Annotated in this window: 36 protein-coding genes; 16 read left to right on the forward strand and 20 right to left on the reverse strand. The window is 38.4% G+C overall.

The annotated features are described in order from the left end of the window. Positions 1 to 204: 204 nt before the first annotated feature. Together R2Q85_RS12525 and R2Q85_RS12530 are read left to right on the forward strand one after the other, a co-directional pair. Positions 205 to 1185 carry an endonuclease/exonuclease/phosphatase family protein gene (locus R2Q85_RS12525; RefSeq protein WP_316812128.1) on the forward strand — a complete coding sequence of 327 codons (981 nt, stop codon included), beginning with the start codon at positions 205 to 207 and terminating at the stop codon, positions 1183 to 1185. Between the two features lie 432 nt (positions 1186 to 1617). Continuing rightward, the gene (locus R2Q85_RS12530; protein WP_316812129.1) at positions 1618 to 2070 is read left to right on the forward strand and encodes a hypothetical protein; all 453 of its coding nucleotides are present in this window, start codon (positions 1618 to 1620) and stop codon (positions 2068 to 2070) included. A 70-nt stretch (positions 2071 to 2140) separates the two neighbouring features. Here R2Q85_RS12530 and R2Q85_RS12535 read toward each other — a convergent pair whose 3' ends face one another. After that, positions 2141 to 2929, reverse strand: coding sequence for an AraC family transcriptional regulator (locus R2Q85_RS12535; protein WP_316812130.1), 789 nt, complete (start codon positions 2927 to 2929; stop codon positions 2141 to 2143). Between the two features lie 95 nt (positions 2930 to 3024). Here R2Q85_RS12535 and R2Q85_RS12540 point away from each other — a divergent pair, with 95 nt between their 5' ends. Both R2Q85_RS12540 and R2Q85_RS12545 read left to right on the forward strand, forming a co-directional pair. Next, positions 3025 to 4080: an SDR family oxidoreductase gene (locus tag R2Q85_RS12540; RefSeq protein ID WP_316812131.1), complete on the forward strand. Its 1056-nt coding sequence runs from the start codon at positions 3025 to 3027 to the stop codon at positions 4078 to 4080. Between the two features lie 76 nt (positions 4081 to 4156). Further along, entirely contained in the window at positions 4157 to 4711 is a 555-nt protein-coding gene (locus R2Q85_RS12545; RefSeq protein WP_316812132.1) for a hypothetical protein, read from the forward strand. On the opposite strand, the gene R2Q85_RS12550 is transcribed toward R2Q85_RS12545, so the two are convergent. Beyond that, positions 4708 to 5064, reverse strand: coding sequence for a hypothetical protein (locus tag R2Q85_RS12550; RefSeq protein ID WP_316812133.1), 357 nt, complete (start codon positions 5062 to 5064; stop codon positions 4708 to 4710). The genes R2Q85_RS12545 and R2Q85_RS12550 overlap by 4 nt on opposite strands. Positions 5065 to 5200: 136 nt before the next feature. Here R2Q85_RS12550 and R2Q85_RS12555 point away from each other — a divergent pair, with 136 nt between their 5' ends. After that, positions 5201 to 5668 (forward strand): DUF4112 domain-containing protein, encoded by a 468-nt coding sequence (locus R2Q85_RS12555; protein WP_316812134.1) that lies wholly within the window; start codon positions 5201 to 5203, stop codon positions 5666 to 5668. A gap of 97 nt (positions 5669 to 5765) precedes the next feature. Here the strand turns inward: R2Q85_RS12555 and R2Q85_RS12560 are convergent, their stop codons facing one another. From R2Q85_RS12560 to rhuM, 5 genes are all read right to left on the reverse strand, one after another. Beyond that, positions 5766 to 6425, reverse strand: a complete 660-nt coding sequence (locus R2Q85_RS12560) for an alpha/beta hydrolase (protein WP_316812135.1) — start codon at positions 6423 to 6425, stop codon at positions 5766 to 5768. 21 nt (positions 6426 to 6446) lie between these two features. Beyond that, on the reverse strand, positions 6447 to 6974 hold the full coding sequence (locus R2Q85_RS12565) for a protease (protein ID WP_316812136.1): 528 nt from the start codon (positions 6972 to 6974) through the stop codon (positions 6447 to 6449). Between the two features lie 101 nt (positions 6975 to 7075). Continuing rightward, the gene (locus tag R2Q85_RS12570) at positions 7076 to 7360 is read right to left on the reverse strand and encodes a hypothetical protein (protein WP_316812137.1); all 285 of its coding nucleotides are present in this window, start codon (positions 7358 to 7360) and stop codon (positions 7076 to 7078) included. A gap of 36 nt (positions 7361 to 7396) precedes the next feature. Beyond that, on the reverse strand, positions 7397 to 7831 hold the full coding sequence (locus tag R2Q85_RS12575; RefSeq protein WP_316812138.1) for an SRPBCC domain-containing protein: 435 nt from the start codon (positions 7829 to 7831) through the stop codon (positions 7397 to 7399). 186 nt (positions 7832 to 8017) lie between these two features. After that, entirely contained in the window at positions 8018 to 8386 is a 369-nt protein-coding gene (gene rhuM / locus R2Q85_RS12580; protein ID WP_316812139.1) for a RhuM family protein, read from the reverse strand. Positions 8387 to 8733: 347 nt separating this feature from the next. On the opposite strand from rhuM, the gene R2Q85_RS12585 reads away from it, so the two are divergent. Then, positions 8734 to 11439 carry a sensor histidine kinase gene (locus R2Q85_RS12585; protein ID WP_316812140.1) on the forward strand — a complete coding sequence of 902 codons (2706 nt, stop codon included), beginning with the start codon at positions 8734 to 8736 and terminating at the stop codon, positions 11437 to 11439. Continuing rightward, entirely contained in the window at positions 11439 to 12200 is a 762-nt protein-coding gene (locus R2Q85_RS12590) for a LytTR family DNA-binding domain-containing protein (RefSeq protein ID WP_316812141.1), read from the forward strand. The genes R2Q85_RS12585 and R2Q85_RS12590 overlap by 1 nt, the downstream gene beginning before the upstream one ends. A 30-nt stretch (positions 12201 to 12230) precedes the next feature. On the opposite strand, the gene R2Q85_RS12595 is transcribed toward R2Q85_RS12590, so the two are convergent. The 4 genes from R2Q85_RS12595 to R2Q85_RS12610 form a co-directional block, all read right to left on the reverse strand. Beyond that, positions 12231 to 12980, reverse strand: coding sequence for a TlpA disulfide reductase family protein (locus tag R2Q85_RS12595; protein WP_316812142.1), 750 nt, complete (start codon positions 12978 to 12980; stop codon positions 12231 to 12233). Positions 12981 to 13157: 177 nt separating this feature from the next. Continuing rightward, the gene (locus tag R2Q85_RS12600) at positions 13158 to 13406 is read right to left on the reverse strand and encodes a hypothetical protein (RefSeq protein WP_316812143.1); all 249 of its coding nucleotides are present in this window, start codon (positions 13404 to 13406) and stop codon (positions 13158 to 13160) included. A 253-nt stretch (positions 13407 to 13659) separates the two neighbouring features. Then, positions 13660 to 14043, reverse strand: coding sequence for a DUF6717 family protein (locus tag R2Q85_RS12605; protein WP_316812144.1), 384 nt, complete (start codon positions 14041 to 14043; stop codon positions 13660 to 13662). 492 nt (positions 14044 to 14535) lie between these two features. Further along, a complete protein-coding gene (locus tag R2Q85_RS12610) occupies positions 14536 to 15513 on the reverse strand; it encodes a hypothetical protein (protein ID WP_316812145.1) in 978 nt (325 codons plus the stop codon). A gap of 402 nt (positions 15514 to 15915) precedes the next feature. On the opposite strand from R2Q85_RS12610, the gene R2Q85_RS12615 reads away from it, so the two are divergent. The 4 genes from R2Q85_RS12615 to R2Q85_RS12630 all read left to right on the forward strand — a co-directional run bounded on the left by R2Q85_RS12615 (position 15916) and on the right by R2Q85_RS12630 (position 17252). Next, positions 15916 to 16116, forward strand: a complete 201-nt coding sequence (locus tag R2Q85_RS12615) for a hypothetical protein (RefSeq protein WP_316812146.1) — start codon at positions 15916 to 15918, stop codon at positions 16114 to 16116. After that, positions 16116 to 16529, forward strand: a complete 414-nt coding sequence (locus R2Q85_RS12620) for a hypothetical protein (protein ID WP_316812147.1) — start codon at positions 16116 to 16118, stop codon at positions 16527 to 16529. The genes R2Q85_RS12615 and R2Q85_RS12620 overlap by 1 nt, the downstream gene beginning before the upstream one ends. 132 nt (positions 16530 to 16661) lie before the next feature. Next, the gene (locus R2Q85_RS12625) at positions 16662 to 16877 is read left to right on the forward strand and encodes a hypothetical protein (RefSeq protein ID WP_316812148.1); all 216 of its coding nucleotides are present in this window, start codon (positions 16662 to 16664) and stop codon (positions 16875 to 16877) included. 9 nt (positions 16878 to 16886) lie between these two features. Then, complete coding sequence (locus tag R2Q85_RS12630; protein WP_316812149.1) at positions 16887 to 17252, forward strand: hypothetical protein; 366 nt, start codon at positions 16887 to 16889, stop codon at positions 17250 to 17252. A 24-nt stretch (positions 17253 to 17276) separates the two neighbouring features. Here R2Q85_RS12630 and R2Q85_RS12635 read toward each other — a convergent pair whose 3' ends face one another. Next, entirely contained in the window at positions 17277 to 17612 is a 336-nt protein-coding gene (locus tag R2Q85_RS12635) for a cupin domain-containing protein (RefSeq protein ID WP_316812150.1), read from the reverse strand. A 235-nt stretch (positions 17613 to 17847) separates the two neighbouring features. Between R2Q85_RS12635 and R2Q85_RS12640 the strand changes: the two genes are divergently transcribed. Then, positions 17848 to 18531 (forward strand): hypothetical protein, encoded by a 684-nt coding sequence (locus tag R2Q85_RS12640; RefSeq protein ID WP_316812151.1) that lies wholly within the window; start codon positions 17848 to 17850, stop codon positions 18529 to 18531. Positions 18532 to 18548: 17 nt separating this feature from the next. On the opposite strand, the gene R2Q85_RS12645 is transcribed toward R2Q85_RS12640, so the two are convergent. Then, entirely contained in the window at positions 18549 to 18983 is a 435-nt protein-coding gene (locus R2Q85_RS12645) for a DUF6194 family protein (protein ID WP_316812152.1), read from the reverse strand. Between the two features lie 153 nt (positions 18984 to 19136). Between R2Q85_RS12645 and R2Q85_RS12650 the strand changes: the two genes are divergently transcribed. Further along, positions 19137 to 19535 (forward strand): heme-binding protein, encoded by a 399-nt coding sequence (locus R2Q85_RS12650; RefSeq protein ID WP_316812153.1) that lies wholly within the window; start codon positions 19137 to 19139, stop codon positions 19533 to 19535. Positions 19536 to 19805: 270 nt separating this feature from the next. On the opposite strand, the gene R2Q85_RS12655 is transcribed toward R2Q85_RS12650, so the two are convergent. Next, positions 19806 to 20192 carry an XRE family transcriptional regulator gene (locus R2Q85_RS12655; protein ID WP_316812154.1) on the reverse strand — a complete coding sequence of 129 codons (387 nt, stop codon included), beginning with the start codon at positions 20190 to 20192 and terminating at the stop codon, positions 19806 to 19808. 174 nt (positions 20193 to 20366) lie between these two features. After that, positions 20367 to 20561, reverse strand: a complete 195-nt coding sequence (locus tag R2Q85_RS12660; protein WP_316812155.1) for a PD-(D/E)XK nuclease family transposase — start codon at positions 20559 to 20561, stop codon at positions 20367 to 20369. A 420-nt stretch (positions 20562 to 20981) separates the two neighbouring features. Between R2Q85_RS12660 and R2Q85_RS12665 the strand changes: the two genes are divergently transcribed. Together R2Q85_RS12665 and R2Q85_RS24585 are read left to right on the forward strand one after the other, a co-directional pair. Continuing rightward, a complete protein-coding gene (locus R2Q85_RS12665) occupies positions 20982 to 21374 on the forward strand; it encodes a DUF805 domain-containing protein (RefSeq protein WP_316812156.1) in 393 nt (130 codons plus the stop codon). 43 nt (positions 21375 to 21417) lie between these two features. Then, positions 21418 to 21558: a PLDc N-terminal domain-containing protein gene (locus tag R2Q85_RS24585; RefSeq protein WP_410478888.1), complete on the forward strand. Its 141-nt coding sequence runs from the start codon at positions 21418 to 21420 to the stop codon at positions 21556 to 21558. A 272-nt stretch (positions 21559 to 21830) separates the two neighbouring features. Here R2Q85_RS24585 and R2Q85_RS12670 read toward each other — a convergent pair whose 3' ends face one another. After that, positions 21831 to 22202 carry an Rpn family recombination-promoting nuclease/putative transposase gene (locus tag R2Q85_RS12670; RefSeq protein WP_316812157.1) on the reverse strand — a complete coding sequence of 124 codons (372 nt, stop codon included), beginning with the start codon at positions 22200 to 22202 and terminating at the stop codon, positions 21831 to 21833. A 242-nt stretch (positions 22203 to 22444) separates the two neighbouring features. Between R2Q85_RS12670 and R2Q85_RS12675 the strand changes: the two genes are divergently transcribed. Beyond that, entirely contained in the window at positions 22445 to 23500 is a 1056-nt protein-coding gene (locus R2Q85_RS12675) for an IS110 family transposase (RefSeq protein WP_316812158.1), read from the forward strand. Here the strand turns inward: R2Q85_RS12675 and R2Q85_RS12680 are convergent. The 4 genes from R2Q85_RS12680 to R2Q85_RS12695 form a co-directional block, all read right to left on the reverse strand. Continuing rightward, complete coding sequence (locus R2Q85_RS12680; RefSeq protein ID WP_316812159.1) at positions 23448 to 23801, reverse strand: PD-(D/E)XK nuclease family transposase; 354 nt, start codon at positions 23799 to 23801, stop codon at positions 23448 to 23450. The genes R2Q85_RS12675 and R2Q85_RS12680 overlap by 53 nt on opposite strands. A 9-nt stretch (positions 23802 to 23810) precedes the next feature. Next, positions 23811 to 24092, reverse strand: coding sequence for a PD-(D/E)XK nuclease family transposase (locus R2Q85_RS12685; protein WP_316812160.1), 282 nt, complete (start codon positions 24090 to 24092; stop codon positions 23811 to 23813). Between the two features lie 247 nt (positions 24093 to 24339). Continuing rightward, positions 24340 to 25062 (reverse strand): LytTR family DNA-binding domain-containing protein, encoded by a 723-nt coding sequence (locus tag R2Q85_RS12690; protein WP_316812161.1) that lies wholly within the window; start codon positions 25060 to 25062, stop codon positions 24340 to 24342. 1 nt (position 25063) lies between these two features. Beyond that, positions 25064 to 26086, reverse strand: coding sequence for a sensor histidine kinase (locus R2Q85_RS12695; protein WP_316812162.1), 1023 nt, complete (start codon positions 26084 to 26086; stop codon positions 25064 to 25066). Between the last annotated feature and the right edge of the window lie 128 nt (positions 26087 to 26214).

Consider the following 26214-nt stretch of genomic DNA (forward strand, 5'->3'; position numbering starts at 1 on the left):
TTGTTTTTTATAGGTTGATTCATGTTATTACCAGGGTAATAGATGACAATATTAATACCTATCCCAACATCATTTTGTCCAAATGATTGAAATGCCATTTTCAATAAGTGTATCGCGGGTTTAAATGAGGGAAGAAATCCGGCTGGACTATTCGTTTGGATATATTTTTATATTTTTAAGCAATGACACAAATAGAAGAATGATATGCTGATGAAATTTATGCTATTGGCCCTGCTTGCTACAGGCCTTATATACAACAGTGCCGCAATGGAGACCACTCCTGTGCAAAGAACAGTGGAAGCTGTAAAACCTCCTGAAGAGGAAAAGGCACTGAAAACCGGAACACCGGCCAGTAAAGCCAGTAAAAGCATCAATGTAATGACGTTCAATATTTTGTGGGACAAGGTGACCAAAGGGCCAACACAATGGACCTTTCGCAAGCAGGGTATGGTGAACTTGATAAAAAGACATCACCCGGACATCGTGGGCATCCAGGAAGGCTTCATCGGCCAGATGGAGTATATCAGCTCGGAAGTTAAATATGCCTATTTTGGCTGGGGTACAGACGATGGCAAATCAGATCTGGACAGTCCGGGGAAGCGCCAGAGCCTGAACCCGATTATGTATGATCAAAAGCGGCTGAAGGTATTGGAAAAAGGTGTTTTCTGGTATGCCGACCAGGCGGAGGTACCGGGTATATTTGCCGGAGCAGATAAGCACTTCAGGAATTGTGTGTGGGGCAAGTTTAAGGAGCTGGGCAGCAAAGGCAAAACTTTCTATGTATTTAATACCCATTTTTCGTTGAAAGACGATATGCGGCAAAAGCAGGTGATGATGCTGAAGTCAAAGATCAGGGAAATTGCCGGAGAAAGCATCGAGGTGATCGTAACAGGCGACTTCAATTCTGATGCCCTACGGGATACTTCCTATAACCTGCTGATTGACCCCCATAAGGAAATGACACTGGTGGATAGCAAAAAGATCTGTTCCAGTCCAGCATCTGGACCGTCTTTTTCAGGCTCTGGTTTAAGGGTGAACTCCAGGACAAAAGGTACAGAGATTGACCATATTTTTGTCCGAAACATCAAGTCCTCTACCGCATATAAGGTGATTGAAGATTATGAAGGTGATGTTTATCCCTCAGATCATTTTCCTGTACTTGCGGTTTTAAAGTTTGATCGTTGATCAGTAGGAAGGTAAATCCAGGATGATGCAAAACCTAATTGTCCATATAGGTAAGCAGGCCGTTATCCTGGTAACTGTAATATCCTTCCGGATAGGTTACAATATGGTCCAGCAAACAATGCTGATGTTATGGCGGCTGCTATTAAATCAAAAGGATCTGCGACCGGTGGACCAATTGTACAAAGTTATTATCAACTTGATAACCGCAATTACTTTTTTCTCGTGGGTGCCAGACAAAGTAGTAATAATAGAACTTTAGGAGTTCAGATCGAGACATTAGGCATTGAGCTGCATTATTCAAATGTTTAATATTTACAGTTTCATTTACAGTGTCAATTACAGTATCATTGGGCACTAGTGTGCTTACTTAATTTGGTTTCTGTTACGAATATAAAAATAATCACTAATTTGGATGAGTGTTTATTGTATGATATGATGACCAGAGATACCCGTCAATTAACCACAGTGCAATTTAAAAAACATAAAGCAGCCTATACCGTTGCAGGAGTTACATGCTTTGTATTGGCGGTTATGTTTTATTTTGTTTATAGAAGTGAAGGCACAACAGTGGGCTGGGCCATCCTTTTGGCAGGCCTACTCTTATCTGTTTATTGTTTCTGGAACGGCTATAGTGATACTGTGGTATTGGAGCTTAGTACTGAAGGAATTAAGTACAAACAACGTTGTTACCCTTGGGATACCTTGCAGAGCTATGCGATAAATGTTCAGGATGATGGTGAAGGTTCTTTTACTTATCTGGTGCTAAATTTCAAAAACGCTAAAGTGCCACTGACGATTCAGCTGGACTGGATTGATGATGAAGCGTCCATAAAGCAACATATGGCTATTTTCGCGAAAGCCTACGAAATTGAATTTGATTGTTAAATATTTATTTTTCCTGATTTTTATGGAACAAGTGTTAGCTGTTTCCTCATGCTAAGATAACATCCAGTTTTTAATTTTTCTGCAGCACCTTTTTTACATGACTTTCGTCAGTTAAACCAAATTCTGCGGCGATCTCTTTTAGTGTGTAATTTCTGCTTTCTAACCTCCGCCTGATCAGTTCTTTTCGGTACTGATTGATATATGTCCTTAAAGTTATTCCCGTATTCCGCTTAAAATAGGAACCGATATAATCGGGAGTGGTATTGAATGTTCCGGCCATTGCTGCGGACCTTAAATTGGCAGGCTGATAAACATGCTTATGAATATAACAGAATAAGGCTTGCATATCCCTTGTCCTTTCAGCAGCAATTTTCATTTCAGGCATGTTTCGTTGTAAAAGTACTGCCAGGGTCAGCATCTGCAGCCAGATGGTCCGCTCATTGGAAAAAAAATCCTTTCCAAGCGAAAGGATAACTTCCACAACCGCGGCAGCACTATGTTGGTCTGCATCGGTTAAATGAAAACCATTAAGATGTGTTTCTTTGCTTTTGATCAGGTATTCGAGTTGCTGCAGGCCATATGAAGTACCGGCATTTACCTGATGAATGTAAGAGTCCGTAAACTTCATTAATATCAGTCGCGCGGGTGAGTCGATTTTAAAATAATGATCTTCGTCAGGTCCGAGCAGGAAAAAGTCTCCCTGGCCAAATGGAATATTATTGCCATTGATCTGGTGGGTACCGGAACCTTTATATACATAAATCAGCTCGTAATGGTTATGCCGGTGTACCGGATAAGGCCATGCATCCGTTTCTATGTCCGAAATGACCAATGCCTGGAATTGTTTGAATCGCTTCATAACAGAAATGTACTAAATTATATCAAAATTATACATAAATCCATCGTCATCCAATGGTGATATTTGTTGGATATAGATCTTAAATAAAGTAAAAAATGATGATGAAGAAAACAGCTTTAGTAGTTGGAGCGAATGGCGTAATCGCCACTAACCTGATTCAATACCTTAAAGAACTTGGCGACTGGAACATCGTTGGATTATCCAGACGCGGTGGTGCCGATCTTGGAAATTTAAAATATATTTCTGTAGACCTTCTCGATCCTGTCCAATGCAAGGAAAAACTTGTTCATCTTACTGAGGTAACACATATTTTCTATGCCGCGTTTCAGGACAGACCGACCTGGGCAGAACTGGTAAAACCTAATGTAAGCATGCTGGTCAATGTGGTAAATGCCATTGAGCCAGTAGCCAAAAATCTTCAGCATATCAGTTTGATGCAGGGTTACAAGGTGTATGGTGCCCATCTCGGACCATTTAAAACGCCTGCAAAAGAGACCGATGACCGTCATATGCCACCGGAATTCAACATCGATCAGCAGCAATTTCTGGAGGAGCGTCAACAGGGTAAATCCTGGACATGGTCTGCCTTACGCCCATCGGTTGTTGCGGGCACTGCATTAGGCAACCCCATGAACCTGATACTTGTTATTGGAATTTATGCTGCGATGTCTGCCGAACTGGGCCTGCCGCTACGTTTCCCGGGTAAACCAGGTGCTTACGATAAACTCATGGAAATGACGGATGCCGGTTTGTTGGCGAAAGCCACTGTCTGGGCAGCTACGCAGCAGCAATGTGCAAACCAGGCTTTCAATATTACCAACGGCGACTTATTTCGCTGGAACGATCTCTGGCCAAAATTAGCGAAATACTTCCACCTGGAAGTAGGTGCGCCCTTGCAGATGTCCCTGCAAAGTGTCATGTCTGACAAAGAGGAGCTGTGGAAGAAGATGCAAGTTAAATATCAGCTGAAGGCGGTTGATTATCAGGATGTTTCCTCCTGGGCATTTGGTGATGCAGTTTTTAGCTGGGATTATGACTTTTTCGGTGATGGGACAAAAGCCCGCCGGTTCGGCTTTCATGAATTTATTGATACGGAACTGATGTTTTATCAAATGTTCGATACATTAAAGGCAGAGAAAGTCATTCCTTAAGGCAGCAACAAGGTCCAGAACTAAGATGTTGTGTGGTATGCTGATTTTTTTAATATCTTCATCAAAACATTTAAATATGAGATTATTATTTTCCTTTTTGCTCTTATCAGCTCTTACGTCGAGCGCGCAGGATAAGTACAACCTTGTTCATTTTAATAAGCTTACTGAAATAGCGGGGAGTAATTATGTTATCGCAACTATGGAAAATGTGGGGAAAATGGCGACTGCTAACAGCAAATACCTTTTATTCATCAATACTGCAGATGGCAAAACTGTACAGGTCGATTTTCCAAAGGATGCAGATATTGAGAAAATTGATCAAATTAAACTGGATAGCCTTGGTATCCACCGCATCATTGTATGCGCTCAAACTGTTGATTTGGATGGAAAACAAGGTATAGACTGGAATGATCCTGCGCAGATTTTTGTGCTATCTGTTGATGGACAGGAGCGTAAACAGCTAACAGAGGATGGCTTTTTTGTAAGAACCTGGCTAGTCAATAAACAAACTGGCAGAATGGTGATTACTGGTCATTACGATTCGAATAGGAATGGTAAAAAAGACACCATGGATAGAAATCAGATATTGATCTATGATCTTAAAACATTGAAACTGGTTAATAAAATTTAATCATACATCGAGGTATTCTGATCCTGGATATTCACAGGTTTCTTCTTTGTCAATAGCGCAATGCCGCCGCCAATGAGCCCCATTATACTGGCAATTATAATCATTGAAAAAACCATCATTACAAAAAAGTTAACTGAATAGGGCTGAATGTTAATGTCACCGGTATTCGCTTCCAAAAGAATGGATACCAGCCAGCCAATTGTGGCAAGGAAGCTAATTGTGCAATATATAAGAAACGATAGGGGAGTAAGGTATTGATAGTTAAAGCCAATCCATCGCGAAGAAAGTGAGCCTATAATATCAAATATTAATATCGACAATATGCCGATTTGTAAGAGGTTGAGTTTTATCATCGAGCGTTGGTTTCGAGTGGATTAACAAATTGAGCTAAATATAATATAATTCTGAAAAATCTTTAGGTGAAAGCATACGATTCGATTGAAGCAAAACAATACCTGGTAATGGATGTTGTCGTTAAAAACCGGTAAAATGAATAACGACAATAATAACAAGTTCCCTTTACTCAGCAGGATTTCTTATTTAATGGATGAGCAATTCAGGTTTCCGGGTACAAAATTTCGTTTTGGGCTGGATCCTATCCTCAATTTAATTCCTGTTGCCGGTGATATGGCAGGCTTGGTGGTTTCAGCTGGATTGCTTATTGCCATGGCAAAAAAGGGAGCGAGTAATAAGCTTGTCGTATTAATGTCGCTAAATATTTTACTCGATGCAACTATAGGTGCCATACCGATCATTGGTCAGCTATTCGACTTCTTTTTTAAAGCCAATTCGCGGAATATTGGATTAATGAAAGCGCATTACCTGGAGGGCAAACACCAGGGGAGTGGCAAAAACGTCGTAATCATTATAATAGTTGTGCTTGTCCTAGTACTGGCTTTGTTATGTTATGGTTTATACCATCTGGCAGCCTGGCTGTGGACATCAGTGCAGGTATAATTATCAAATCGAATTTCTTAATTGACAATATTTATGGGCCGGCCCAGAAACCGGGTTATAGCCTGTCTATATATCCGTGTACGATTGGAATTTTCATTTAATCAGCGTTATTTATCTTTTGGACAATATAGTTACTTATCTCTTCTGCATTGGTGTACACCATGAAATGTCCACCATCGGATATGATAACATCTGGTTTATAATACTTGACTGGTAAGATGAGATCTGCAGTACCATGTATATGCGTAAGATTAGCCGGGCGATCTTTATTTCTCCAGGTTAAAATACAGGTTAATGCCCATTTCATAAAGGCGGGGTCACTATCAACCACAAGTTGTTTCAGTAACATGCGTTCGTCATGGGTTTTGGCACCTAACATCTTCATTACAATTCCATTGCTCTTTTTTAATAATCGGATTGGTATCAGTTTTTGTGAACTTAACCTGCCCGGCATGCGGTAATACCAGGGCAATTGTTTATAAACAGGTGAACTGGAGATCAGAAAAGTGTGTACAGATTTCAGCTTTTTGGCTATTTCGGTAGCCAGCATCCCTCCAAAGGATAATCCGATCAAATAAAATGGGGTAGAGGTATCTATGTTGAGCGCCAGCCTCGCTGCATAATCCTCCAATGACTCATTTTTTTGGGGAGAGATCCAATCCAGGTAAACCAAGTCAAAATCCTGCGGGAAAGTCAGCTTCCTGAAAGCACGCCTGTCGGCACCCAGGCCACTTATTAAATAGATTCTTTTGGTCATTTGCCGTTGTTAATAAACATTCTATTTAGCGTAAACAAAAGAAATACTGTCTTTGACCATAAGTCCGCTCATATTTTGGCCCACGTAAGTAATGGTGTACCTGTTGGGTTTGCTGATGTCGTATCCCTTTGAAAGATCAATGGTAACAGAAACACTGTCTTTAGCATCAACAGCAATATAACTGCTGGCCGGTGGTGGCATCACCCGTTTCGCCATAGCACCTTTGTAGCTCACCTCTTCACCTGAGGTGGATTTTACATCCAGATATTTGCTGATGAATGGTTCAAAGGGCGTGTGCCATTTGCAAAAATGTTGTGTGGTATCGGCATTGTTGTACACTGTGAATTTCATTGCTATTAATTCGCCAGCCCTAACTGTATCTTTTATTGACATCTTCGCAAATAGCTTATTTTCAGCTGCACTGTCTACAGCTACAGTAGCCGAAGAATCCGATGTGTCGGGACTGTTTTGTGTAGCATTGTTGTTGATCCCGCAAGATGACATTGCCAGCATAAGGGCAGTAAATAATAATCTATTTAGATTTTTCATGAAACAAAAATATCTAATTTGTTTGGCTTCTACATTAATGCCCATCAAACAGCTCTTTGTTGACCTAGTTCACAGTCTTACTACTTTCAGGATATCTAGCTCTATTTCCAGGGTTCGAAAACAAACTTAACCGCTGACTTTTTAACTTTCCTTTTTTCCCTGTTTACGTAAATAATCAGGTAGTCTTTATCGGTGTTCACTTTTTCAGCATCAAAATCAAAGGCCGCGAAATCGTATTGTGGCGCTACCTGGCGCGCGATCACTTTTTTCGGCATGTTGAGCGTAAAATAGGTTAGGTGTTTATTGACGGTGGCATTATTCTGAGGGTTATTGCAGCCAAGGAGTAGGACAGTAAATAGTGCCAAGCCAATTATGATCTGTTTCATAATGCTAAGATAGCATCCGGTTTTTAATATTTAGTTTTACCTATGACGGCTTTCAGTTTGTTGTTTGATGAGGTCAAGGGTTGGTCCCCAGTGCAATTCCAGGTGTTTACGGATCACATAGTCGGGGAAATTGCTGATGAAAAGATCAAGTCTGGTCTGTTTGTTCTCATATGCCAGATAAAATTCCAACAAGCAATGATTTTCATCGGTATCGGGTAAGTTGGAGAGTGAACTTAGGAAACTATAGCTGAGTTTAACATTAGGGTCAAAGGACAGGATGGTACCTGAATTCCGGAAGGGAATTCCGTGCAGGTCTCCGCTGGTGACGATTGCACTGCCGACTTTCCAATCCGTTTGTATTTGAATAGGGATATCGTAAGTCCATTCTTGAACGTAGGGGATGAGCGTTAATGTATCCCAAACTACAGGGGCAGGAACGTTTATAAGAATAGTTTTTTGCAACATATCCATTTGACTAAATTATTAATACTTTTTAATTGCCACAACCTCAAGCTCAGGATGCATCCAGGAATGACCAGGCCTTAGTTGAACGCAGCAGGAGCGGAGCTCCTAATTATTGGAATTAATGAGGTTTACAATAACTTTTATCATGATATCATCAGAGATACTTTTGTCATCCAGAACGAAGTGAAGGATCTAGATCTCAATAATTTCTTCATTTAAGAACTTACGATCTCTGTTCTCAGTGCGGAATTGCGTGCCTCGTTGGGATTTTACACGATAGCCAGTAGAGATGATAACATCTAAATTATAATATTCGATTTTCCTTTTAACAACACGTTTGCCTTCTTCCTGAACTGTCAAGGATTCCTTGACAGTTAATAATTTGTCTAATTCTCCTTCTTCATAGATATTACGAATATGTAAGCTTACATTTTGCTTCGTCTGATTGAAAAGTACTTGCAGCTGACTTTGGCTAAGCCATACCGTCTCATTTTCGAGTTTAACATCAATGGCAGTTTGCCCATCGGCAGTTTGGTACATGATAATTTGTTCTGTTTGCATATGTTTTTTTATGAATAAATTTTACGTGCAAACCTATATTTATTCCAGGATATGTTGGATGTAAAATCGGGAATTTAATTTTATAATAAACTGATATTCAAATATTTGTAGATTAAATCAAGATGTTTTGAATTATAATAATATTTTGAGTTTATAGCTTTAGGTGATTCCTGGCTGTACCTCAATGCGCTTAAAAGGAAGGAAGCCTCTAAACTAAAAGTAGGACGCTGGCTTAATCAACCAGATGAAATGATAATATTGCAGAATAATAAGTCATACATGTAATTTACTCAGTAAGGCCAAACGCAATGGAAAGCTTTAAGTTCTTTTGTTTAAATCTTAAAAACATGAAATACAAAAAACTTATAAGTCCTGGAATAATTTTGCTGCTTGCACTTTCGCAACTCTTTGCTCAGAAACAGCGTCCTCCGTTAACCTTTAAATCGGGAGATTGGCTGGAAACCGGTATTCGAGTTCGCAACTTTTCACGTAATTCTGACTATAACCTAAGCGTTAGATATGAGGTATCCAATAAACTGCCCGATGGGAATTTAGCTTTTAAAGTCACAATTGAACGAATGCGATTAAAATATGCTGATGCAGAAAATAATTGGTGGGGTTATGATTCATACTATCCCAAATACATGGAGAACCGTAAAAAGAATCTCAGCAAGCAGATTTATGAAATAACCACGAATCGTAATGGGAAAATATCAAAGGTAACAGTATTATCTGCGGCTCAAAAATTTAATTTCTCTTTAATTAGTGTCAAAACCAATGCTTCTTTTCAAAAAGAAGCGTTCTCTTCTGAAAGCATTTTTCCTGCTGTACAAGTAAAAAAAGTTTCTGAAACTATTATAGGTTGTTTGATTAGTGGTAAGGCAATGCCTAAAACGCTACACTTATCCGCATCCAATGACATTGTTAATGCAATTTATAAGTCGGCCTCTTTTACATTACCGACAAATGCGGTAATTAAGGGACATATCACCAATATCACTCCTATAGATACCATTTATGAATTTGGTAGAAAAATTTTCAAGTTCAACAAGGATGGCTCATTTAAAGCTGATGTTTTAATTGATTTAACTGCTAGTCAAATGTGGGTTATGGGCCAATTTGATGAATATAAAACCTTTAATGTCTATTTAGAACCATTTGATACGCTTATCGTTACAGCAGATAGGTTAGATTTTGATAACACTGTTTCCTTTTCGGGAAATGCAGCAGCTAAAGCCGGATTGGCCAAAGAGTTGAGGCCTATTTTTAATAACCAATGGGTTAATGAAAGCAAGTACCGAGATAAAACATTAGCTGAATTTTTAACATTCCAGCAACAAGGGTTAAAACAGTTCAACGAAGTTCTTCACAAATATGCTAACCGTGTTTCAACAGAGCTAATAAACGATTATAAAGCTAATTTTAGGATTACACAAGCAGGCACTAAACTAGAATTCTTTACGCATAACCGCAAAGGAATAAAACCGAAAATGACTTTAAATGATTTCCCTATAAATTATTTTGTGAGTATTGATACCCTGCCTGTATCCATGAATAATTCGGAGGGTGGCCTACATTACATTTGGTACATGGACTGGTTACTTTCTTATAAAAAAACTAAATTAGGTATGATGAGGAACAATCAGCAGGGTTTCTATACAGATTTCGCGACCGCTATGGCCTCTTTTGACGGACATCCTTTATATTTTACTTTGTATAATTCTTTTAGAGAGGAACTTCATAAAAGCGATTTGGATAACACAGAAAGGCTCAAAAATTATTACGAAGATTTTATCAATAACTGTGGGGATACTACCCTTACAAATCGCATCAAAGCCCTTTGGGCACAAGCAAGGCTATGGGCACCCGGAAATCCAAGCCCTATTAAAAAATTCTTTTTAAAAGATGGAAGCACTCTTGATCTTGCCAAATTCAAAGGAAAACCTTTGGTGTTAATCGTTAACAATAATCATCCTGATATTTTAAAAGGCTATTTCGACCTTATAGAAAAACAAAAAGCTAGTCAGATTCATTTTGTTATCGTCCAAGGATTCGCTTCGAATTGGGACATTGATCAACAACTAAAGGAACTGCCCAATGTTACTTTTGTCGAATTAAGTGATGACAGAAACAATCAAAAGAATTTTGACCTTTATTACCAGCAGACCAAGGTATTCACATTTAATTCAGACTTTCGGGTCATCTCTGGTTACTTGATTGATGAGTATGGCGGTCAAGTAGCCGATAAGGCCGAAGCTCATCAGGCAATGCAGGAACTGATTAAAAAGGCAATAGATTCTAGTGAAATGACCAAGGAGCAAAAGGCGTCATTGATCAATACTATAGGGTGGAGCGTTGGCTCCGCCCTGCTTGCTTCAATTGGCATTTTTTTGATATATAGGGTAAGGCTTACCAATTTAAGGAAGAAAACATTATTAAATAATAAAATCAAAGGTCTGGAGATCAAGGCTATCCGCTCACAAATGAATCCGCATTTTATGTTCAATGCGTTGAACTCCATACAATCCCTGATTAATAATCATCAGTATAAAGAAGCGAATGTTTATCTGGAGAAATTCGCTTTGCTGATGCGCAGGGTACTGAATAATTCGGAAAAAAGCTTCGTAACACTGTCGGATGAGCTAGATGCAATCACACTCTATTGTGAGCTGGAACAATTGCGCTTTAACTTTAAATTTGATATTGAAGTTTCTCCTGAAGTAAATACCCAATTAATGGAAATTCCAGGTATGATTATCCAGCCGCTTGTAGAAAATTCAATTCTACATGGTTTGGCTCAAAAGGGAGATGCAGGACGCCTTACTATACATATTAGTTGTGATCAGAGATACCTTAAAATCGTAATCAAGGATAATGGAACTGGCTTAAAAGAGAATATAACCGACGGCAATAAAAGCTTTGGATTGAAGCTGTTAAAAGAACGACTAATCTTGCTCAGTACTGATGGAAATGTAGGAAACTTAGATTTAAATAGTAATTTAGGAGGAAATGAAAGCGGCGTTACTGCTGTGTTAACTATTCCGATAGATTGATGGAAATCTTGAAAGCAATATTAATTGACGATGAATTGAAAAGCAGGGATAACTTGGGTCAATTGTTGTTAACATATTGCCCAAATGTAGCCATCATTGCCGAAGCAGGCTCTGCTGTTGAAGCACTTCAATTAATTAGGGAATTAAATCCAGATTTAGTGTTTCTGGACATAGAAATGGGAGAAGTTTCTGGATTCGACTTGTTAAAATTATTAAATGGGCAGCAAAATTTTGAAGTTATTTTTGTCACCGCCTTTGACAAGTATGGCATACAGGCAGTTAAGGCATGTGCTATAGATTATCTGCTTAAGCCGATCAATATTTTGGAATTGAGCAATGCAGTCGAAAAAGCAACTATCCAAATAAATCCTAAAAAAGAAAATGAAAGATTAAAGGAGCTAGTTGCTAATATAGACAGAGGAGATGATGAGCAGAAGATCGCCATCCCTTTATCTGATAAAATAGAGTTTTTAGCTATCAATAAAATCATCAGGCTCGAGGCTGAAGGTAATTACACGCATATTTATTTAGACAATAAAAAACAATACCTGGTCTGTAAAACATTAAAGGAATATCAGGAATTGCTCGAAAATCATAATTTTATCAGGACGCACCAGTCTCACCTGATCAACTTCCGAAAAATCGCCGCTTATGTAAAAACCGATGGTGGATATATTGCCATGGAAGATGGAAGTCAGGTGCCGATATCCAGACAAAAGAAAGATGAAGTTTTATCCAGAATTATGAAAGTGAAATTGTAAACTTTGAACCCAAAAAGATAGTACAAGCTTTTACTTACCCTTCTCAATAAGTTCGTCAATAATTTTAATAAAGAAATTGTCTTTGTCTTCGACGGCCATTGCTGCTGTACCTGTAATTGGATAATTACTCTGTATGTACCTCAATACACCGTTTTTGTCAATAAAAAGGTTTCTGGGCAAGGCCGCAATTTTCAATTCATCTTTATAAGCCTGACCACGATCCAATACCTGAAAATTAAAATCTTTATTCTTCAGAAAGTCAGCCAGGTGATCCTCTTTTGTACTGTTTTCAGTAATGGAGATAAAGTTCATTTTGTCTTTATACCGCTCTTTAAGCCTACTCAACTGGGGCATTTCTGCTATACAGGGACCACAGTAGGTAGCCCAGAAGTTAATGAGTGTTGGTTTACCCAAAAGCCCGGCAGAGGATATTTCTTTCCCGTCCATATCCTTCAATTTGAACGCAGGAAGCTTCTGATTTAACAACAGAAAGGTAGAATCTTGTATATATTCAAATTTAAACGCTGCAGATTCCTTATTTGACTCTTTCTTTGTGACAGATAAACTGATATAATTGATAACCGTGTCCTTCTTCATTATTTTATGATAAATCACTGGGGTCATCTCATAAGTTGATGGGAGTGTTTTCTTTGCTGTATCAAAGTATAACTTTATTTGAGCTTCCGCTACAAAGTCACCTCTGTTAAAAGTATATAAATTGTGTTGGGCGTAGCTTTTGAACACTAAAAGCAGCAGAATGAGCAGCGCAGGTATTTTCATGAGTTAATTTTGATTAACCACTAAGATAACATATTTATAGAAATAAGAGATATAACACCTCCGCTACCGAACCCCGTTTTTTATAGCTTTTTCCAAGCCTTAAAAATAATGGGGGTAAAACATTTAAGTGCACACATCCAGGTGCTGGCAATCAGGGATAGGCTTATTTAATGTTGATTACTTTTTAGCTTCCAGTTCTTTGCGGACTTGTTTTACGAAAGCTACAGAGACTTCTGCAACATCGGCAGCCTGCTCATCGGAAAGACCCAATTTTGTAATCAGGTTTTCTACAACGGAGTGGCTCTTGTTAGCCTCGCCTTGCTTAACACCTTCTTGTTTCCTTCTCTCCAATAAGATTTCTTTAACGCCCATAGGTGTAGTTGTTCCTGTTAGTTGTTGAACTTCTTTTTCAAAAATACGAATCATATCCTGGTTTTCAAAATTTACATAATAGGCCAGAAAGGCCACATTTCTTCTGGCATTTTACTGGTTAGCTTCAGCAAAGCTACACTGAAGAAAATACGTTGCCAACGATTCCTGGAAGATCAGCTGGAAACACTAAATTTCTATGGGTTTGCAAAATTTAGTTTGGATTGAGGATGTTTTTTAGGCACAAAATGATCAGAAATACGGCTTGGAATTTGGCAATAATGGCAAATACCATTAGTTATGTCCGTAGCTAATCACTCTTGGTATTTTCGAAATCTAAATGTTGTTGAGGATAACTCATATAAATAACCGTTGGTAAGGTATGAAATACTTCTACTGTCACTTGACATAACCACATCGTATGGTTAATCGGTTCACCTTTATAGGTTTCCATAACGTAGTTGCCACCACCAACTGAGTTTGTTAAATCTTCTACCAGTGTAATCCTGTCGGCATTATCAAATGGTTCGTCGCTCATTTCGAGATAGCATTCATTGGTATAACAACTGACACGATCTAACATGGTATCGGCACCTTCTACCATTTGCAAATCATCAATTGACCCGCCCCATTCCGGCAGATCAATAAACCACCTGCCATCTGCTGTCTTGTAAAATCTAAATGTGTCCTTCATGTTATGTAAGGTGAAGATATAAAAAAGAGCCACCCACTATTAACTTTTTTATTCTTTATTTTGTTAATACCATCCACTATCATTTGGATGATCACTTTGATTTGTGGAAAGCCAATGGTAGCTGAGAAATGAAAAATAGAAATGTTTTGTGGATGTGCCCCACCTTATTTGCGCTATCCTACGTTCATGTACAGAAATGACAGAATAACACCTAAATTCAGTGATGTTAAACCGGATCTAAGATACATTTCCTGGAAACAACTTTCAGACTCACTACATAAGTACGGAAATAACTTTCCTGACCGTTTTAAGTTGGTAGTAGTTGAAAAATTACCAACTGGAAAATACAAAACCATAGATCAGTTACGTTATGTTCGCCAGAATAATGAAAAGGTTCAATAACAAAGGCATTTACCACCCGGCTACGCCACCCCATCCTTGCCAGAAGTGAGTTTGCGACTGGTCATCAAGGATAGGCTTAGTTAATTTTGATTACTTTTTAGCTTCTAGTTCTTTGCGGACTTGTTTTACGAAAGCTACAGGAACTTCTGCAACATCGGCAGCCTGCTCATCGGAAAGACCCAATTTTGTAATCAGGTTTTCTACAACAGCATGACGTGCAATTGCATCACCTTGCTTAATACCTTCTTGTTTCCTTCTCTCCAATAAGATTTCTTTAACGCCCATAGGTGTAGTTGTTCCTGTTAGTTGTTGAACTTCTTTTTCAAAAATACGCATCATATCCTGGTTTTCAAAATTTACATAATAGGCCAGAAAGGCCATAATTTTATCGTGTTTTACTTTATCGAGGTTTCTTTTAATCAATTCACGGGTTAAATCCATTTTTATATGTTTTAAACCTTCGTCTTTAATATTTTTGTTTTTTAATGCCATTAAAACAGTTAATGCGACAACTGCAAAGGGATTAGGATTTGCTCTTAATGTTGCTTCTTCCTGGTTTAAAAGCTTGTAGCTATTAAATTCGTAGCTGAGTTTGGTGCCTAAGTATTCCTCTTTGTATACCTTTGGATGATAGCTTTTAACATCATCTACCAGAACTGCAAATGCAGTTATAGATACATTGTGTTTATCTTTTGCCCTGTAAAAGTACCTGAACATCCTGGAGCTGAGTTCTTCATGTCCTTTATTTCCCTGTACCTCCACATGAACCAGAATGAATTTAGCATCTCCGTTTTTTAAATGAACTTTTACCAGCTTGTCTACAAACCGTACTCCGGCGCTATTCACTTCAACAGGAAATAGTCTGTTGAATTCCTTATCCAGAAATACAAACTTCTTTTTAAAGTCAAAGAGTTCATCGGCATTGGGGAAAAAGAAGCGCAGAAAATCTTCAAAGACATCGTCCAGGATCCCTTTCCATAGTTCATCGTCCCGCCTGGGTGGTTTTTTCTCTTGAGTATCTTTTTCGTGCTTAATATTAGGCACAATGATGTCCATTTCTTCTGGCATTTTATTGGTTAGCTTCAGCAAAGCTACACTGAAGAAAATACGTTGCCAACGATTCCTGGAAGATCAGCTGGAAACACTAAATTTCTATGGGTTTGCAAAATTTAGTTTGGATTGAGGATGTTTTTTTAGGTATAAAATGATCAGAAATACGGTTTGGAATTTGGCGATAATGGCAAATACCATTAGTTATGTCCGTAGCTAATCACTCTTGGTATTTTTCACTCACCATTTTTCTTCAAACCCCTTTTATTTTTATGGCTTTTCCAAGCCTTAAAAATAAGAGGGGTAAAACATTTAACTGGAAACAATCAGGTGTTGATACCGAGCGGGATAATTTGCATTGATAAAAACAATAAAATTTTATAGCTGTTGCTTTTATAATCAATTCCTAAATTATCTGTTATGAAAAATGAAGTTTCAAATCTTATCAATCACATCAGGAAGATAAAACAGATGCGACAGGTCACCCATTCTTCTGTAGGTTTTCAAGGGGTAGAAAAGGGTACGAGTGCTCAACCTAAAAGTTCGGCTAAGGATTTTATGCAGGAGCTGAAAGATGCGATCAGTTCTGGAGACGATTCCATCTGGCGGATGTGGCGGTAATGGCTAAAAAGCAAAAGAAAATAGAATCAGGGTTATACCTGCAGGGAAGAGCCTTTGAAGGGGAGAAATCCTATGCGGAGGCAGCGAGGCAGTATGAAAAAATTTTAAAAGCCAATCCGCTACATATTGAAGCCAGTAACCGGTTAATGATCGTTTACCGGAAGCTCAAACTGCACCGAAAGGAATCCGCGCTGATCAGCAAAGCGATTGCTGCTCATGAAAAGGATATAGAGGTGAAACAGCAACAATGGATTAAAGAACACAGCAAAATGGCCGAGTTATCCAGGCCGCTTGCCCGAAGCCTGGGTTTGTTAACCAGCAAAGGCCTGCCAGTGCAGGAGAATGAGCTGTTAATCAAATGGAAGCTGCGCAAAGCAGTTGTGGATAAAAAGCTTAAGCAGGATAAAAAATGATACCGTGGAATCTATGAAGATGGCTGAGCGTCAGAGGAGATCGACGCTGGATTAAATGCCAAACAATTTGCATTTCGGCTTTAGAACACTAAAAATATTAGTATTTTTGTTGCCGGGATTAAATTGGGAAATATGACATCAGCTGAACTGTTAAATGCTGCTTCTGTTGACTGGGTTGACAGGAGCAAGGTATCAGGAATTGTAAAAGATAAAACAAGGTTTATTGTTTACCTGGATAAGGGTAAGATAGATGTCAATATCGGGCAGCTTCCTGATGCGTATGTATACAAGTTTGTTACCAATGATGCAGAATTTCGTCTCAAATTGCAGGGAGGGGATTTGAATTAAAATGATGTTATGAAATTGAATGAAGAGCAGATAGATTCGTTTAACCGACTGATGCAGGGCTGGGTGCTGAACAACAAATATATCCAGAAGGCAGCAGTGCAAAGCCATGGTCTGATTGTTTTAGAAGAGCGGAACACTGTACAATTTTATCTGGATTGTTTTTCAACAGCTTACCAGCAAAAGTTTATGTTGAAGAATTTTCAACTGTATTGTACGCAATTGTTTTTGGCCATTAAACCACAGATTATAGTTTTCTTAAAAAACGAGGGACTTGAATATTACACTTTCCGGCTGCTCTTTTTAGCCGGTGATCATGTTTACGATAAAATGGAAACGGTAACTACCTGGAAGCGCGTAGATTTATACCACGTATGATCTTTGATCAATCAAGGCTGATTGCTATGCTTTTTGTAACGTTTGCATAGCTTCCCGTTCAAAGCTCAGGTTAACCGAACGCGCACCATTGGGTCTGGTGCGGTGAAGTACATTGGCCGGTACGGTGTAAAGTTGTCCGGGCCCTAGTTCAATAATTTCGTTTTCCAGTTCAATGGTTAGCAGGCCCTCCAGTACAAGAAAAGTTTCATCAGAATCGGGGTGGTAATGCCAAAAGTAAGGCTGCGTCATTACACTGAGCCGGATCACGTGATCGTTTACCAGGCTTAAAGGAATGTTAGCATAGGCGCCGGTTATACTTTCGCTGAATTGATGCAGATCGATTTTTGTTAGTGGTTCCATGGATGATGAACAGTTTTTAATTTGATATGTTTTCTACAACTTGTAGGAATTGACCCTGTTTTTTGTATTAAATTATCAACGCCGATGTTTAGCCGAAAGCGTTGATGACTAACTATAGATCAGATATGTTGTATAGTTATTCAATATATTGAGATTTTGGTAAGGTGTGGAGTAAATATCAGCTGGATTTTATGGAAACTTATTGATTTAAACATCCATAATAAAAACGACGGTTATGGATCAAAAAATCAACAACGCAAACTTAAGCTTTACCTGTACACAAGACTGGAACAGCATGCAGCCAGTAGCTGGGGGGCGCTTCTGCGATACCTGTCAGAAGAAAGTATACGATCTGACTGATAAAAATGTTGCCTTCTTTGTAAAGATCATGCAGGAGAACAACAATAAAGTTTGCGGTAGGTTTACCAGCGATCAATTGATTGTACCTGATCAGAAACCCGGCAGGCCTTACTGGAAAAGATGGATCATCGCAGCAATGGTATTTATAGGCTTTAATACTGCAGCCCAGAAAGTGAAAGCACAGGCGCAGTTAATGGGTAAAGTAGCACCAAAACCCCTGGAATCTGACTGCGAAATACCTACATTATTAGGCGAAGTTGCAATTGTATCAACACCGGTCCAGTTAAAAATGCTGCATGCTTATGTGGTTAAAAAATGCAGGGTTCCGGCTTCAGTGAATGGCAGGGTAATGGCGTCCTTTACCGTGGGCAAAAATGGGGCTCTTCAAAATCTTGCCGTAAGTAATCATTTGGGCCAAAAGGTGAGAGAAGAAGTGTTGAATGTTTTAAAAACTGCAGCAAAATGGAAAAATGCAGATGAACTTTATGCCCATCCTTATTCTTTGTATATTGATTTTAAAAATGGAAAGATCAGGCCTTACCCTCAATTAACTAAGTAATGTTCAGTAAACCTGGTTTACTTCAATTTCTGCCTTTTGGCTGCAATATGGTAGGCAACCTCGAGATAGGGCTTTAATATCGGGAAACTGTTCCTTCCGGGATTAACCATACACATCCAGTACATCGCACCATACACCGGATGAGGCATTATTACGTTCTCCTTAGTGAAATCTATGTCTGATTCCTGGTAAGAACCAAGACCTTTCTTGAGTTTCATACCTTCGAATGTGTGTATGAAAGTAGCTTTATCAACGCCGATGTTTAGCCGAAAGAAACCTGCTCTGCTTAGTTGAGACGCATGATCATAATCGTTGTCGCTGGTAACTATAGTCGCGAACGGCATCATTTTATCCTTGTCATACATAAAGAAAAGGTCGCCATTTGCTTCGGTAACACTAACATCTTTAAAACAGGATAAGATTTCTTTAGTAATTTCATCAATAGTCATCATAGTTGTAAATATCTGCCTGTTACTTTAAATTTCCAAATAGTTACAGTCCTGACCAATTCTATTTTTGAGTTTTTTGAAAGGTATTTGGCAAGTGTTCTATCTACCCTAAACCATTTGCAGTTAAAACTGTTATACCAGATATAATCAGATATCATGAGTGTAACATTAGAACAAGCTGAAAAAATCTCAGCAGCAGCCAAAGCAAAAGCTCAGCAAATCGGAGTGCCTATGAATATCGCTATCGTAGATGAGGGTGCTAATTTAGTGTCATTTCACAGAATGGATAATGCCTGGCTCGGCTCGGTTGATATTTCCATCAAAAAAGCGAAGACAGCGCGATTTTTTGATATGAATACCGGCGAGATAGGGAAGTTATCACAGCCGGGTGGACCATTATATGGAATAGAGCACTCAAATGGCGGTTTGATTTCTTTCCCGGGAGGGGTGCTGCTAAAAGATACTCATGGTAAAGTTATAGGTGCAATTGGAGTATCTGGTGGTTCCGTAGAACAGGATCATGAAGTTGCATCTGCCGGTCTAATCCGACTTTAAGTATTGATACGTGGATTTGAATAGTTCAAGAGTTTTAATTCGAAGCATTTATTGTTTTTTTGTCTCATTGAGCCCTTCGGGGTTCTCGTCGCTTCGATTCCCTCGAAATGGCGTGAAATAATTACAGGTTGTGAGCGGATCAATGTAACGGCTGTTTTTCTCTGTCATAAATTATAAGATTAGTTTAGGTGAATCTAGACAGATTTGAATTTAGTGACCACAGAAAAAGCAACATTTCTTTATGCCCATCCTTATTCTTTGTATAAAATGCTAATTAATACCTTTTAAATCATATTCTTTTATTAAAGCTTCTGCAGGGATATGCAACAGTTTGCTGAATTTTCGGATCATATTTAAGGAAAGCATTTGTTTATAATTAAGCATTTTGCTGACAGTTCCTTTATCGCCATATATTTCCGCAAGATCGGCAGACTTGTATCCAAATTCAGCCATTCTTACCTTAATCAATTCTACGGGATCAACTTCGGGTAAAGTTGTACTGGCTTTTTCATATTCGGAGATAAGGTGGACGATAAGCAGTTTCTCTTTGTGCTCTTCAGAGCCCTTCTTTGCAAGTTTAATCCGCTTATAGCGTTCTACTGCCAATTTATATTCCTCTTCCGATTCTATTAAGAACCATTGCGACTTCAAACTCATTCGTATATCTTTTTAAGTGGTTAAATATTATATGGTTACTGCATTAATTTTATCATATTCTGAATGAGTACCGATAAACCTAAGCTCTCTGTTACAGTTCTCCATACACGCAAGCTTTTACCAGAATCAGCGTGTTTTTTGCAAACTCATCCAGTTTGCGTGAAAAAATAATTCTCATGCTGTAATACAAAGATAAATGAAAGTTGTTAAGTTGCCAACTTTTGAATGAAATTTGATTTGGCGGTTTTCGCCTTCAAACAGGGCATTTAAAAATTCGATCATGATGTCTTTGTCTGGCTCACTACCAAACAAGCGTTTGAATCCGTAGTCCGTAAGCGGATCAATGTAACGGCTGTTTTTCTCTGTCATAAATTATAAATTAGTCAGGTGAATCTAGACAGATTTGAATTTAGTAACCACATAAAATGCGATATTTATTTTTGTAAGTTATTGATATATAGTAATATGTTGTGGATAAAATCAATATTTTGAGATGAGTGATAACTGACGAATAATTTTTGATGACGCTGAAGCAGAAAGATATTCCATCATAAATGAAGATCACGGAAAAGAGTAGGTTGGTACAATAATATGATTTGAAATATTAAATTTGAATATGATTGATGCAAGTGATTTCAAACAGTCTATAATTAACAGGCAATTACCATAAAGCGATTAGAAAATCGTCTTTGGTTTAATGGAATAAATTATTAAACTTTGAATTAACCAAACTATTAAACGCTACTCATCATGACCAGGCTAATTTTCACGTTATCAATCTCATCTTTTATGTTTAAAAATCCTTTTTCCTTCAATGGTAGGATCAGAAGGCTAGAGTATGGACTAAGTAATCTCATCTACATATTTTCTATATTTCTGGTGGTGCTTGTCTTCGAAGCTCGCAACTCACTTGAAAGTAGTACGGGTAGTTTTATTATTGTCTTATGGTATATTCCTTGTATTTGGTTTATGTTGGCTCAGGGAACAAAGAGGTGTCAGGATAGGGGAAATAGTGGCTGGTGGCAGTTGATTCCTTTTTATGGTTTCTGGATGATGTTTGCTCCTGGTGATATAGGCGACAATGAATACGGTCCAAATCCTAAAGGCCTATACTATGATTTTGAGGAAGGTAATGAGACGGCACCGATCGATGATGTTGATGAAGATGGGATTATAAAATAATAGGATGTGGTATGCCATTTTCACCGTAATATTAGTTGGTTACATGATCTATGGGATTGTTCAGGTGACAAATAATAAGTCATTAAATCGTGTGCAGAAAGTGATGTGGATCATTGTGATCGTGATGCTACCTGTGCTTGGTGTTGCGGGTTATTTGAGGTCTACCTTTGAATCACGGAATTAAAAAAGGATATCATCATCTTTTATACGGACGCTCACTGATCCAATGAAAACCTCTTTCCGTAAGTTCAAATGTTTTTCTTTTCAGAATCAGTGTAGCTGGCAAGCCAAAAACTTAGCGTGAGAGCGCTAATAAATTCCTTTATTTGTAAATGCCAGTTATCCGCTTAGAAACTTTCATAAAGGCCGATCAGAAAATCGTCTTTGATCTAGCCAGAAGCATAGAAAAGGAGCAGGCCATGGGGTGATCCAAAGCCTGCACATTTGTTGTAAAATTTATAATTTTTCTATTTCGTCAATAGAAAGACCAGTTAATTCAGCAATATCTTCCTTAGCAGTGCCTTTCGCTTTCATTTTTAGGGCAATTTCCAGTTTTCCTTTTTCTACTCCCTTTTTTTCTGCGTAACGAATACCCGCATTCCAGTCAGATTTTGCTTTCACATCTGAGTGGTACAATTCACGTTCTTCTTTGGTCATTTTACTCATCTCCGCAATTTTAAAGATCTTCTGGAACACCCTTTTGTCCAGAAAATCAGGAATTTTATCAAGGTGGCTCAGGTTTTTTAACAAATAGAACCATTTGTCCAGCTCTGTTACCAAGTCGCCTTCCTTTTTATCAAAGTTCCTATGTTTGAAATCTACTTGCAAACGTAAGAATATTTTTATATTAAGTTAATTAACCTATTCAACAATTGAGAACAGATGAGAGTGAGTATCAAAATAAGCACCGTCTTTTGGATGCTGATGCCTAAACATAGCCTCATCTGTTTCTTATCTTTTCGAGTTTGAACAGAATCTAAGGAATAAAGCAGGCTTTATATCCAGAATAAAAACCAGGAAATAAAACGACGAAAGAGATTTCAATTGTTTATTATTTAATCAATTAACCGATGGAAAAAGTAATCAAACAGACAGTAGGAATTGATGTTGCTAAAGAGGAATTAGTAGTTTGCTTGGGTTATATGTTCGAAGATCTCCGGCCAGATTTAAGAGCATATAGTACATTTGAAAACACAAAAAAAGGCTTCAGGCTACAACTACAATGGGTAAAAAAAATAGCAGATAAAAATGCTCCTTTATTCTATGTGATGGAAGCTACAGGTGTGTACCACGAGTCTTTGGCTTATTTTTTAAAAGACCAGGAACAAACTGTTTGTATTGTATTACCAAATAAAATCAACAATTACGCTAAAAGTCTTTCTGTAAAAACAGTAACTGATAAAACTGCGTGTGAAGCCATCACTAAATTTGGCTTGAGCCATTACCTTGAAGGCTGGGAAAAACCCTCATCAATTTTAAAAAGAATAAAGCAATTAACCAGGGAACGGGATCAGATCATCAAGGAGCGAACGCGGCTAAAAAACCAGTTGCATGCTGAAAAATCTGAAGCTGAACCTAATAAGTCAACTATCTCCAGAATTAACAAAAGAATTACCCTTCTGACTAAACAAGCAGAAGAAATAGTAGAAGAGGTAACTCAATTAGTTAATAAAGATCAAAAAGCTAGTCAAACGGTCCAGATTCTTGATTCAATACCGGGAATAGGAATTCTAACAGCTGCTACTATAATAGCAGAAACCAATTGTTTTGATCTGATCAGAAGCAAAAGGCAATTAACAAGTTATGCAGGTCTTGATGTTCAGGAAAAAACATCAGGTACATCTGTTAAAGGAAAGCCAAGAATATCTAAAAAGGGGAATAAGTATTTAAGAAAGGTCATGAACATGTCAGCACTAACAGCCGTTAGAATAGATGGTGAGTTTAAGTCAATATATACCAGAATCCATAAAAGACATGGTATCAAAATGAAAGCAATGGTTGCCATACAAAGAAAACTTCTTGAGATGACTTATACGCTTTATAAGAACCAACAACCTTATGATAAAGAGCATTTTAAAAATAGTCATATGATAACGGAGGTAGAACCTCAAGCACTTGAAAATTAGAAGGCGTCCCAAGAAGACGCCCTAAGCAGGCTGGTATGTAACCGCCTTTTAATATAAAGATAAAGAAATGAAATATCATTTGGAAATCAACACAGAATTTAGGCAATTCGAGAAACTTATAACCCATTCCTTTGTAAAAAACCTTACCCGTGTCTTTGTTCATCAGGTCAATGCTGTGCAGGTAATTGCTGTTGATGTTGTTAAACTGAAACTCCATAATACCAATTAAATAAACTTCCTTAAGCGGAACGTCCCAGTTAGCAGTTCCCCTGGGTAATTGGGCACTGATGAGCCGCGACATGTAAAACACTCACCTGTCTCTGAAAAATTCCTGATCTGCCCGCTGCATCTCGATGATGAAAGTCTCGCCGTCGACACCGGTACAGGTCAGGTCAAAGAGCACCTTTTTTTCTTTAGTATCTTCTCCGGCATGTTCGGTAGGGCTGTATCTGATGTCGACTACAATTTTCTCGCCTTCAAACAGGGCATTTAAAAATTCGATCATGATGTCTTTGTCTGGTTCGCTTCCAAACAAGCGTTTGAATCCGTAGTCCGTAAGCGGATCAATGTAACGGCTGTTTTTCTCTGTCATAAATTATAAGATTAGTTTAAGTGAATCTATACAGATTTGAATTGTCGAACCACAGAAAATGCGATATTTATTTTTTTAAGGTATTGATATATAGCAATATGTTGTGGAGAAAATCAATATTTTGAGAGAGTGATAACTGACGAATTCGGAAGATATACGGCTGGATTTACATGGCATTTAATCAATAGCCAATGTTTAAATATAGATATATGTTACCTGGTATATTGAAAAAACTTCATGTCAACCATTATAAACCAAGTTCCTTCAACATTGCCTCTTTGTAGATGCTCCCTATAGGAATCTCGGTCTGATTGATAAAAATGCGGTTACCCTCGATGTGGCTAATCATAGATTTATTAACCAGAAATGACCGATGTACCCGTAGAAAAAGGAAGGCTGGCAACAACTCTTCTAAACCTGAAAAAGGCATTTTTGGACCAAAAGTACCCTTTGTAGTCACGATTTTAGTATAATTTCCCTGAGCCTCAGCGTACAAAAGTTCTGCATGCATTATTTTGAATACTTTACCGTTGGTTTTTAGAAAGATATAATCCTCTGCTGGCTTGCTCTCGCCGAGGCCCGTTGCAGATTGCGGCTTCAGGGGTTTAGTTTGCAGCCGTTCTACAGCCTTGTCAATCGCAATGATAAAGCGGTCAAAAGAAAATGGCTTCAGCAGATAGTCGCAGGCATTCAGGTCAAATGCATCCGTAGCAAATTCTTTGTAGGCTGTTGTAAAGATAAGTTCTGTTTTCCCTTTTAAGGTTCTGGCAAAAGAAATGCCATCAATCACCGGCATATTAATGTCAAGCAATAAGATGTCGATCTGTTGTGACTGCAAAACAGACCGTGCCTCCAAAGCATTTCCGCAAGAGCTGACGATGTGCAAGTGTTCCATGTGACTGCAATATCTTTCCACAATATCGCGCGCAATGGGTTCGTCATCTACAATGAGGCACTGATATTTGCTCATCTTACCTTATTTTAAGTCGTAAATCTACACAATGAAATTTTTCATCCCGATACATGCGCAGTGCATGCGCGTCCGGATAAAGCAGCTGTAGGCGTTTTTGTACGTTAGGCAGGCCCATGCCACTGCTTTTATTTAATGAATTTTGTTGCTGATCTTCAAGTCCATAAGTATTCCGCACAGAAAACAGGATGGAATCTGTCCATAATTTTATTTGAATATCTATAGAAATGTCTGCGGCAGCGCTGTTTTTAGAATGCTTAAATGCGTTCTCTATAAATACGATCAGCAACACAGGCGCCAGGCGGATGTTCGGATCATTAATTTCATCAATGGCTGCGTTAAAGCTGAGGCGTGTTCCTAACCGTAATTTCTCGAAATCAATATAATTTTTGATGTAAGCAATTTCATCTTTCAAGGGTACGTAAAGCTCATTGATGTCATATACTGAATAGCGCAGTAATTCGGATAGCTTAAGCAATAGCGCAGGTATTTTTTCATGGTCACTGATCGATAAGCCGTATAAATTATTCAGTGTGTTGAAAAGAAAATGCGGGCTCAATTGCGATTGTAGCACATGCAGTTCGCTTTTGCTGTGGGCAGCTTCACTCTGGGCGTCTTTCAATTGCTTTTGGCTGATCGAATGAACCGCTTTAATCATCACCCCCAGTGTAAAGCTGATGATCATCATTGGAACCCAGAACATCACCAGGTGGATTCCCCTGTTGCCTGACAGGTGGTCAAAACGGAACACCAGCCACATCAAACAGACGAATACAATGAGTCCAAGCGCTGTTAAGGCTGGTTTAGGATAAGTAGTTAAGGTTGATACCCAGATCTGTGAAAAATATCTGCCGGAAAATACACACAAAATCATAGTCACTGTTGCCGCAAAAGCTACCGCTTCATTATCGTGAACGCCTATTGAACTTGTATAGCTGTTCATCGCAATAAAACTGGGCAGGAAAAGCGCAAGCGTCAAGATAAAATAGAGCCTGTTGCCAAAAAATCCATAAATGGAATTCATATGTCTGTTGTTCGTTTACGCTGCCTCATGAATAATCAGGGATAAATCTGCATCATATCCTCTCCATAACTAAATAATGTGGATGAACAAGCAGCAACCGGTGACCAACTGGTTGTACGGGTACACCA

This window comes from Pedobacter heparinus (genome assembly GCF_032678725.1).
Lineage (GTDB): Bacteria > Bacteroidota > Bacteroidia > Sphingobacteriales > Sphingobacteriaceae > Pedobacter > Pedobacter heparinus_A.

Coding starts and splice junctions, on each gene's coding strand:
- R2Q85_RS12525 (WP_316812128.1), top strand. CDS start 205: ATGCTGATGAAATTTATGCTATTGGCCCTGCTTGCTACAGGCCTTATA.
- R2Q85_RS12530 (WP_316812129.1), top strand. CDS start 1,618: ATGATGACCAGAGATACCCGTCAATTAACCACAGTGCAATTTAAAAAA.
- R2Q85_RS12535 (WP_316812130.1), bottom strand. CDS start 2,929: ATGAAGCGATTCAAACAATTCCAGGCATTGGTCATTTCGGACATAGAA.
- R2Q85_RS12540 (WP_316812131.1), top strand. CDS start 3,025: ATGATGATGAAGAAAACAGCTTTAGTAGTTGGAGCGAATGGCGTAATC.
- R2Q85_RS12545 (WP_316812132.1), top strand. CDS start 4,157: ATGAGATTATTATTTTCCTTTTTGCTCTTATCAGCTCTTACGTCGAGC.
- R2Q85_RS12550 (WP_316812133.1), bottom strand. CDS start 5,064: ATGATAAAACTCAACCTCTTACAAATCGGCATATTGTCGATATTAATA.
- R2Q85_RS12555 (WP_316812134.1), top strand. CDS start 5,201: ATGAATAACGACAATAATAACAAGTTCCCTTTACTCAGCAGGATTTCT.
- R2Q85_RS12560 (WP_316812135.1), bottom strand. CDS start 6,425: ATGACCAAAAGAATCTATTTAATAAGTGGCCTGGGTGCCGACAGGCGT.
- R2Q85_RS12565 (WP_316812136.1), bottom strand. CDS start 6,974: ATGAAAAATCTAAATAGATTATTATTTACTGCCCTTATGCTGGCAATG.
- R2Q85_RS12570 (WP_316812137.1), bottom strand. CDS start 7,360: ATGAAACAGATCATAATTGGCTTGGCACTATTTACTGTCCTACTCCTT.
- R2Q85_RS12575 (WP_316812138.1), bottom strand. CDS start 7,831: ATGGATATGTTGCAAAAAACTATTCTTATAAACGTTCCTGCCCCTGTA.
- rhuM (WP_316812139.1), bottom strand. CDS start 8,386: ATGCAAACAGAACAAATTATCATGTACCAAACTGCCGATGGGCAAACT.
- R2Q85_RS12585 (WP_316812140.1), top strand. CDS start 8,734: ATGAAATACAAAAAACTTATAAGTCCTGGAATAATTTTGCTGCTTGCA.
- R2Q85_RS12590 (WP_316812141.1), top strand. CDS start 11,439: ATGGAAATCTTGAAAGCAATATTAATTGACGATGAATTGAAAAGCAGG.
- R2Q85_RS12595 (WP_316812142.1), bottom strand. CDS start 12,980: ATGAAAATACCTGCGCTGCTCATTCTGCTGCTTTTAGTGTTCAAAAGC.
- R2Q85_RS12600 (WP_316812143.1), bottom strand. CDS start 13,406: ATGATTCGTATTTTTGAAAAAGAAGTTCAACAACTAACAGGAACAACT.
- R2Q85_RS12605 (WP_316812144.1), bottom strand. CDS start 14,043: ATGAAGGACACATTTAGATTTTACAAGACAGCAGATGGCAGGTGGTTT.
- R2Q85_RS12610 (WP_316812145.1), bottom strand. CDS start 15,513: ATGCCAGAAGAAATGGACATCATTGTGCCTAATATTAAGCACGAAAAA.
- R2Q85_RS12615 (WP_316812146.1), top strand. CDS start 15,916: ATGAAAAATGAAGTTTCAAATCTTATCAATCACATCAGGAAGATAAAA.
- R2Q85_RS12620 (WP_316812147.1), top strand. CDS start 16,116: ATGGCTAAAAAGCAAAAGAAAATAGAATCAGGGTTATACCTGCAGGGA.
- R2Q85_RS12625 (WP_316812148.1), top strand. CDS start 16,662: ATGACATCAGCTGAACTGTTAAATGCTGCTTCTGTTGACTGGGTTGAC.
- R2Q85_RS12630 (WP_316812149.1), top strand. CDS start 16,887: ATGAAATTGAATGAAGAGCAGATAGATTCGTTTAACCGACTGATGCAG.
- R2Q85_RS12635 (WP_316812150.1), bottom strand. CDS start 17,612: ATGGAACCACTAACAAAAATCGATCTGCATCAATTCAGCGAAAGTATA.
- R2Q85_RS12640 (WP_316812151.1), top strand. CDS start 17,848: ATGGATCAAAAAATCAACAACGCAAACTTAAGCTTTACCTGTACACAA.
- R2Q85_RS12645 (WP_316812152.1), bottom strand. CDS start 18,983: ATGATGACTATTGATGAAATTACTAAAGAAATCTTATCCTGTTTTAAA.
- R2Q85_RS12650 (WP_316812153.1), top strand. CDS start 19,137: ATGAGTGTAACATTAGAACAAGCTGAAAAAATCTCAGCAGCAGCCAAA.
- R2Q85_RS12655 (WP_316812154.1), bottom strand. CDS start 20,192: ATGAGTTTGAAGTCGCAATGGTTCTTAATAGAATCGGAAGAGGAATAT.
- R2Q85_RS12660 (WP_316812155.1), bottom strand. CDS start 20,561: ATGACAGAGAAAAACAGCCGTTACATTGATCCGCTTACGGACTACGGA.
- R2Q85_RS12665 (WP_316812156.1), top strand. CDS start 20,982: ATGTTTAAAAATCCTTTTTCCTTCAATGGTAGGATCAGAAGGCTAGAG.
- R2Q85_RS24585 (WP_410478888.1), top strand. CDS start 21,418: ATGATCTATGGGATTGTTCAGGTGACAAATAATAAGTCATTAAATCGT.
- R2Q85_RS12675 (WP_316812158.1), top strand. CDS start 22,445: ATGGAAAAAGTAATCAAACAGACAGTAGGAATTGATGTTGCTAAAGAG.
- R2Q85_RS12680 (WP_316812159.1), bottom strand. CDS start 23,801: ATGTCGCGGCTCATCAGTGCCCAATTACCCAGGGGAACTGCTAACTGG.
- R2Q85_RS12685 (WP_316812160.1), bottom strand. CDS start 24,092: ATGACAGAGAAAAACAGCCGTTACATTGATCCGCTTACGGACTACGGA.
- R2Q85_RS12690 (WP_316812161.1), bottom strand. CDS start 25,062: ATGAGCAAATATCAGTGCCTCATTGTAGATGACGAACCCATTGCGCGC.
- R2Q85_RS12695 (WP_316812162.1), bottom strand. CDS start 26,086: ATGAATTCCATTTATGGATTTTTTGGCAACAGGCTCTATTTTATCTTG.